At 57.9% G+C, this 6,543-nt stretch carries 5 protein-coding genes and 2 pseudogenes; 2 read left to right on the top strand and 5 right to left on the bottom strand.

Going from position 1 to position 6,543, the window contains the following annotated elements:
- Window positions 1-106: 106 nt before the first annotated feature.
- Both repB and repA read right to left on the bottom strand, forming a co-directional pair.
- Window positions 107-1,102 (bottom strand): plasmid partitioning protein RepB, encoded by a 996-nt coding sequence (gene repB, locus LH464_RS23775; protein WP_226788883.1) that lies wholly within the window; start codon window positions 1,100-1,102, stop codon window positions 107-109.
- The gene (repA, locus tag LH464_RS23770) at window positions 1,099-2,313 is read right to left on the bottom strand and encodes a plasmid partitioning protein RepA (RefSeq protein WP_226788882.1); all 1,215 of its coding nucleotides are present in this window, start codon (window positions 2,311-2,313) and stop codon (window positions 1,099-1,101) included. The genes repB and repA overlap by 4 nt, the downstream gene beginning before the upstream one ends.
- A 255-nt stretch (window positions 2,314-2,568) precedes the next feature.
- Here repA and LH464_RS23765 point away from each other — a divergent pair.
- Window positions 2,569-2,814, top strand: a pseudogene (locus LH464_RS23765) (IS6 family transposase); the annotation flags it as partial.
- Here LH464_RS23765 and LH464_RS23760 read toward each other — a convergent pair.
- Window positions 2,725-2,952, bottom strand: a complete 228-nt coding sequence (locus LH464_RS23760) for a hypothetical protein (RefSeq protein ID WP_226788881.1) — start codon at window positions 2,950-2,952, stop codon at window positions 2,725-2,727. The pseudogene LH464_RS23765 and the gene LH464_RS23760 overlap by 90 nt on opposite strands.
- Before the next feature lie 151 nt (window positions 2,953-3,103).
- Window positions 3,104-4,021 carry a recombinase family protein gene (locus LH464_RS23755; protein ID WP_226788880.1) on the bottom strand — a complete coding sequence of 306 codons (918 nt, stop codon included), beginning with the start codon at window positions 4,019-4,021 and terminating at the stop codon, window positions 3,104-3,106.
- A 510-nt stretch (window positions 4,022-4,531) separates the two neighbouring features.
- Between LH464_RS23755 and LH464_RS23750 the strand changes: the two are divergent.
- A pseudogene (locus tag LH464_RS23750) lies at window positions 4,532-5,701 on the top strand (RHE_PE00001 family protein).
- 161 nt (window positions 5,702-5,862) lie between these two features.
- Here LH464_RS23750 and LH464_RS23745 read toward each other — a convergent pair.
- The coding region (locus LH464_RS23745) for a hypothetical protein (RefSeq protein WP_226788879.1) at window positions 5,863-6,543 on the bottom strand (681 nt) is incomplete at its 5' end.

The raw sequence follows: 6,543 nt of genomic DNA, 5'->3' as shown, positions 1-6,543 counted from the left end.
TTCGGGGAAATGCGATTCTCAAGTTGCTTACACCGAGAAGGGCTTCCACGACTTTGGTCGTTTGGGGGCCTTTTTCTTTTGCGCCTCAGTCTCCCGTTGAAGTCTTTTACGATTTCCTGAAGGCCTCGTAGAGGTCATCGAGATTTGTCTTGATCCATTCGCCGAACGGCCTCGCGTCCTTCTCAGTAAAGTCGAGCGAGTAGCCCCCCTTCGGCCTTGATTTGGACGAAACCCTAAGTGATTTGCTGGGATGCACCCAGGCTTCTTCCGCATCGGCAGTGTTCACCGTCTTGGACAGCTCTGACAGCAACTGAACGAAGCGCTGATCGCTCTCCATGTCGCCAAATTCAGCATGCCGCACAATGGAGCTGGCCTTCTCCAGCATGGCTGTATCCTGAAGCTTCTCTGACAGCTCCATCCAACGCCGTCGGCCAGTTGCAGGGGCGGCTCCGACAGAACTGATGATGTCCGATGGGATGCTTTTGGCAACCGATAACATTTTTGACAGCTCAGTCTTGTCTGTCGAAAGGGCTTTCATGATTACGTCGCGGCCGAAGCCCCTGCCCTCAAGGTTCAGCGCAAAGGTTGCCCGCTCAATGTACGACAGGTCCTTTCGGGCTGTGTTTTCGATACCTTGCGCAACAACAAGATCGTCGTCGGACAGTGGGCGGATCACCGCCCTCACCTTCCGCTTGAGAAGCCTGCAGGCCGCTAATCGACGATGGCCATAGGCAACTTGGAAACGACCCTCGGCGGCTGGGTTTTTTCGGACAAGAATAGGCACTTCCTGCCCGCTGTCTTCTATAGATAGCACCAGGTCATCCTGGAGCGTTAGATTGCCATCCAGACGATCCCGAACGAAGGAAATATCAATTAGTTCCGGATCGAGGTCGACGATCCTTTCGCCGTTCTGGAGCGCTTCATTCAGGGCTTTGGCTTCCTGATCCATGCGATCAAGTGACAAGCTCATGGATCGAACGGGACCAGCTAGGACCCGTTGGTTTTCCTTGGGCTTGGGTTCAGAGTTGGCCGCGGCCAACTTTTGTGCCGTCTCAGCTGCTGTATCGCTGAAGATGCCCGCAAGTTTGTCTCGACGGCTCATGACCTCACCCAGACCTTTTGGATTTCTGCCAAGATCTCCCTATTCACGGCATCAATGGCTTCAACAGCTCGATCAAAGGTCTTGCGACTTATCTGGCCTCTAGGCAATTCATAGAGTGTTTGCTTGGTAAGGCCCGCATCTGCAATCGCTGTCGACTTTACTGCCGTAGAAGTCAGGACCTCCTCGGCGAAAAGGCTTCGCAACATACCAACGATCTGAGCTTGTGGCCCATCGTTTGGCTCATGTCTCGTCACTACATAACGAATAAAATCATGATTCAACTCGCCGCCGAACTCGCGCACGACCGACATCAAGTCCGAAGTCATGAGGAGGAACTGAGACATCGAAGCGACATCCACCATTTGCGGATGGATGGTAATTAGCAAAGATGTAGCAGCGCAGACAGCACCGAGCGTCAGATAACCAAGCTGAGGAGGGCAATCGATTACGACGATATCGTAATCTTCTTCCACTGAAGCCAGCGCGAGACCTACGCGCCTAAAGAAAATGTCCTGGGCTCCAGTCTTGCGCTGGTGAATAGCAGTAGGCGTATCGTGCTCAAACTCCATAAGCTCGAGGTTGCCAGGCACTAGGTCCAAGCCATTGAAATATGTCTTGCGAATGATGTCCTTTAGCGGACGCTGTTTGTCATCGTACCTGATGGCACCATACAGCGTGTCGCCGTCACTCAGATCGAACTCTGGTTGAATACCAAACAGCGAGGTCAGCGAGGCCTGTGGATCCAGATCCACCGCAAGCACGCGATATCCTTGCAATGCAAGATACTGCGCCAGGTAGATGGTCGTCGTAGTTTTTGCAGAGCCGCCTTTGAAGTTCGCAACAGCTATAGTCTGAAGTTTTTCACCAGGCCGCCGGTGAGGGAGGTAACTGACGGCATCCTTTGGTTTGGCCGCGGCCATGTATTCGCGAAGCTGGTTTACCTGCCCAAGGGTGTATGACCGTCGGCCAGTGTCGGACAGATCAGGGGAGGGACCTTTGCCCTCGATCGACAGCGCTCTTAAAAAGCCGTCTGATACACCCACGAGAGATGCTGCTTCAGTCGAAGAAAATGTCTTCAACGCCTTTTGCGCAGTCGGGGGAAACATCCGTTCGCTCAAGGTCTGAAGCTGGTCAGACAGCCTCCTGGCGTGCTGCGCTATACGAGCGTCAGATGACTGCCTACCCAGAAATTCGCTATTTTCTTGCAACATCGTAATCTCCTTGTCGATACGTTTTTTAACCGACAAGTGCTAAAAAATCGTTTGCAAGATGACACGATTCGCTAACCATTCCAATATGCTCGGGAAACAGGGATTTTATGACGATAAATGTAAAGTTGGCCGCGGCCAACTTGGGAAATCAGACTGCCTATCGGGCACCGTAACGTTGCCCGCGCAACGATCTGAACGTGGGTTCTGGCGATATGACCTGATTTTCGCGGCCCTCTTTATCGTCGCCAACGGGTTATAGCTCATGTCATTTGGCTCTATTTCCGGCGTCAGCTCAGCCGGCGCATCGTCGAGGAACTGCTGGCAACCCGTGGCGTCATCGTCTCTCACCAACCCATAGGGCCCTGGGCGAAGAAGTTCGGTCTGCATTTCGCCAACGATATCCGGAAGCGATCAGCCGGCAGGCTCGGCAACAAATGGCACCTCGATGAGGTCGTCATCACGATTGCCGGCAAGAAACATTGGCTTTGGCGGGCTGTCGACGTCCGCACTGGAGGCAAGCCGAATGGCGGACTTGAGCGCAGGGAGCCGAAGGCGCCACTCATCCGCAAACGGCAGGAAATCCAGAACGAAACGGTGTTCGTCATAGGGAAGTCTTAGAGACTCCCGACGCGCGACCACCCGCGGGCGGCGTCAATCCTAAATCTCCGCGCGGGAACCGAGTACCGGCAGTTGGCCCGCGGCATTGTCGAAAGCTACGGCTGGGAATCTCTGCCTTCCAAAACAGGGCGCGCGAGAAGCCGACCAATCGGCAAGCTGATGCTGCGCGCCCTCAATGACGAATGAGGCCAAATCGATGTGCCTCATCCAGCAGGTGGCGGACCGAGGACGGCTGCCATTTCCGCCCACCGCGCGCCGGCCGCTCACCCATCTGATCCAGTTGGGCGACAATATCGCGCAGCGACAGCCCGGGATCAGCAATGGCAATCGCCGCAACGAGCTTCATCAGGTGATCTTCTGGAGCACGACGGGGCGAGCGAGCGATCAGCTCGGGCTCGGCCAGCTTCTCGCGGACCATCCGATGCACCGCGCGGCGCAGGCGTTCCACCGTCCAGTCATGGCCCCGGCGATTGAGGACCCGGACGACATTGTCCCAGCTGTGTTGAGGCCGGAGTTGACGCACCATCGGCAGCCAAGTCTGGGCGGACGAGATCAGCTCATCGAGATAGAGCTTGTTTCGCGCCTTCGATACTGCCTTGATCGCTTCTGGTCGCCGCTCTCGAAGTCCGGGATTGCCCGGCAGCTTGCCACGCGCTTTTGCCGCCTTGATGCCAGCTCTGGTTCGTTCGGCGATCAAAGCCCGTTCGAGCTGCGCGACGGCCCCGAACACCTGAAGAGAAAACATCCCCTGCGGCGTGGACGTGTCGATTGGATCGCGGATCGACCGGAAATGGACCCCGCGCTCTTCAAGATCCTCGATCACCTGCAACAGATGGCTGACTGAACGGGCGAGGCGATCCAGCCGGACAACCACGAGCACGTCGCCGGCGGCGAGCTCGCCGAGCAGTCTTGTCAGAACCGGCCTGGCCCGTGAAGCGCCAGATCCGTGCTCCTGAATAATCCGCTCACAGCCGGCGGCGCGCAGCTCGTCCATCTGCGCGTCATGGACCTGATCGTCGGTCGAAACACGTGCATAGCCGATAAGACGTTTGGGGGCCGGCGCTGGATTGGCGGCTTGCCGTTTTGCCATGGTTTTTCTCGCGCGATTTTATGGTGCTTTGTACAGATAAAGAATGCGTGAGAAACTGACCAGTTGCAAGCGTGTTTTATGGTCTAAATGCAGCCCCGTCAGACTCGAAAAGCGGTATCGAACGGGCATCGGGACATAACCCGCGCCAAACGTGCTCTGGCGGCCATCTGTGGCGGAAATGGCTGAAATAGGGAGTTTGGGGGAGGGGAGGGGTTAAGAAGCGCTGCCCGAGGAATAGAACGCGGAGAAACACGCAGTCGCCCGGGAGGAGCGGGCCGCTCACCACGGCTCTTATAGCCGCAGCTATTCCGCCTAACCTCGCGAAACCTGCCGGAAAGGCCGGAAAACCGGGTGTTTCCGCTCATTCAGGGCGGCCGACACTCAATGCTGCGCCTCGAAACCCTCACCTCCGATAAGCGATACTTATCGATGGCTAGGCGTGGCCTAGTGCATTATTACCAGTGGCGAACCTGAACTCCAAGATGGGTTTCATTTAACAATTCCTTTACCATGATTTCAACGGCTTACGATGTTTCGAAAATCAGCATGTCAGCCCTGATGCGGCCGGCATTCGACGCCGGCATCGCGCTGACGCGGCTGGACGAGCGCATCGCCCGCTCGCCGGTCGGGGCGGTCTGGATCGAGCGGCCCACTTCACCGACGCCTGTGCCTCGCTGTGGATCGACGGCGAACTCGTCCATCTCGAAGACCTCGTCCTCCACGACGCTTTCCGAGACACCCGCACCCCAACCCACGAACTCACCATCGCCCGCGACGTGTTGCGCACCCGCCGCCGCATCGCGTCTCAACCGCCAGATTGGGCTCTGTCCGAAAAAGGCCTGCGCAACCTCCGCCAGACGCGGCCCGGGCAGGCGTGGCCTGCAGCATCATTGGGAGATGGGGGCGCCGGTGCGGCCGACCAGGCCGCGGTGGACGAGGTTGCCGACGGAGGAGGGGAGAGAGGAAGGCGATGACGGACATGATGGCTCCAGCGCGTTCGACGCTGAATTGGCCGCCATTGATGCGGTCCTGGCCCGATCGGAGGCCGCCATTGCGCAGGCCAGGAAGCCCGGCCCCGCCACAAGCGCTCGAGCTCGGGAGAAGGATTCTCTCGTTTATGATCTCGACTGGGACGAGGACGCGCGGCTGGAGGAATGGCGGGTCGTGCTGCGCCAGGTCCAGGATTTTCCGGCGGTGCTGCAGGCGATCGTTGCGCTCGATGCCTGGAACGAGATTGCCGTCCTGCAGCATGCCGGCTGGATGGGCCGGCTGCTGGCCGCATCGCTGCTGCGCCAGGCCGGCGTCACCACGCAAATTCATCTCGCGGCGGTCAACCTTGGCCTGAAAACCATCCCCGTCGACCGGCGCCGAAGTCGTGATCGGGAGACGCGGCTGCTGGCCATCACCCACGGGCTTTTGGCGGCCGCCGAGATCGGCACGAAAGAGCATGACCGGCTGGCGCTGGCCCGCACGCTGATGGCGCGCAAATTGTCGGGAAGACGAACGTCTTCGAAATTGCCGGAACTGGTCGAGCTGGTCATGGCAAAGCCATTGGTGTTGGCGGGCATGGTGGCCAAAACGCTGGAGGTGACGCCGCAGGCGGCGCGGCGGATCGTCTTGGAGCTTGGGCTCAGAGAGATGACCGGGAGGGGCAGGTTTCGGGCATGGGGTATTCTTTAGTTGCAGTCGTTCGTCTGCCCGGTTTATGGGTCAGCAGCCGCGGCAACTTCATTCAGTTCTCGATCAGTCCCGCGCCGCCTCGGCCTCTTCATCGCTCAGCTCGTTGAAATCAACCGGCCGCGCTGCGGCTTGTGGCGGATTTTCAAACTGGCGAAAACGCTTCATGCGGACGTGATGCTGCAAGCTATTCTCGATCTCATGCACAAGCCCACCGACCGCTTGGCTAACGCGGGACAGTTCAACGGGCTCAAACGTGTGCGCACCTGCCCACTTTCCTTGTCTCGACCGTTGCGATGAACGAGGTCATGCCTGATCCTGATCATCTCGGCCAAGGCCTCTTTCCGTGCCGCATTGGCAAACACGTCGATCCCGAATGCGTCTTTGTAGATCGACTGGACCGCATCCAGCTTGTGATACAGGAAATCACGGAGATATTTGAGCGCCTGTTTCTTGGCGATGTCGGGGTGCCCTAGCACGGAGTGGACAGGCACCGTCATCGACTTCAGGGGCTGATGCTTGAGCACAAATTCGCGCAGCACCTCATCATCGTAGGATATAAGGTCGATCAGGTGATCGCACAGATAGGCCTCCATGATCGCGATGTGGTTGGCGTACAGCATCCGGTACTGGGACTGTTCAAGCCGTTCGACCGGAAGCTCGAGCCTAGCGAGACCAGATAGTCCCGACGACGATCGCAAGAAAATCCGATAGGGGTCGTCGAGCTCCGGAGAATCGAGGAACATCTCGTATTCTTCTTCGTCCTCGATCGTCGGCGGATAGTAAAGCCCGACTTTCAGATCGCGTTCTGTTGATTGCCACTGAGAACTGACCCGGGTCAGTTC

The sequence above is a fragment of the Pseudorhizobium xiangyangii genome, from assembly GCF_020531965.1.
GTDB classification, from domain to species: domain Bacteria; phylum Pseudomonadota; class Alphaproteobacteria; order Rhizobiales; family Rhizobiaceae; genus Neorhizobium; species Neorhizobium xiangyangii.
Note: the sequence above shows the minus strand (reverse complement) of the source record. Positions and strands in the feature narration are given on the sequence as shown.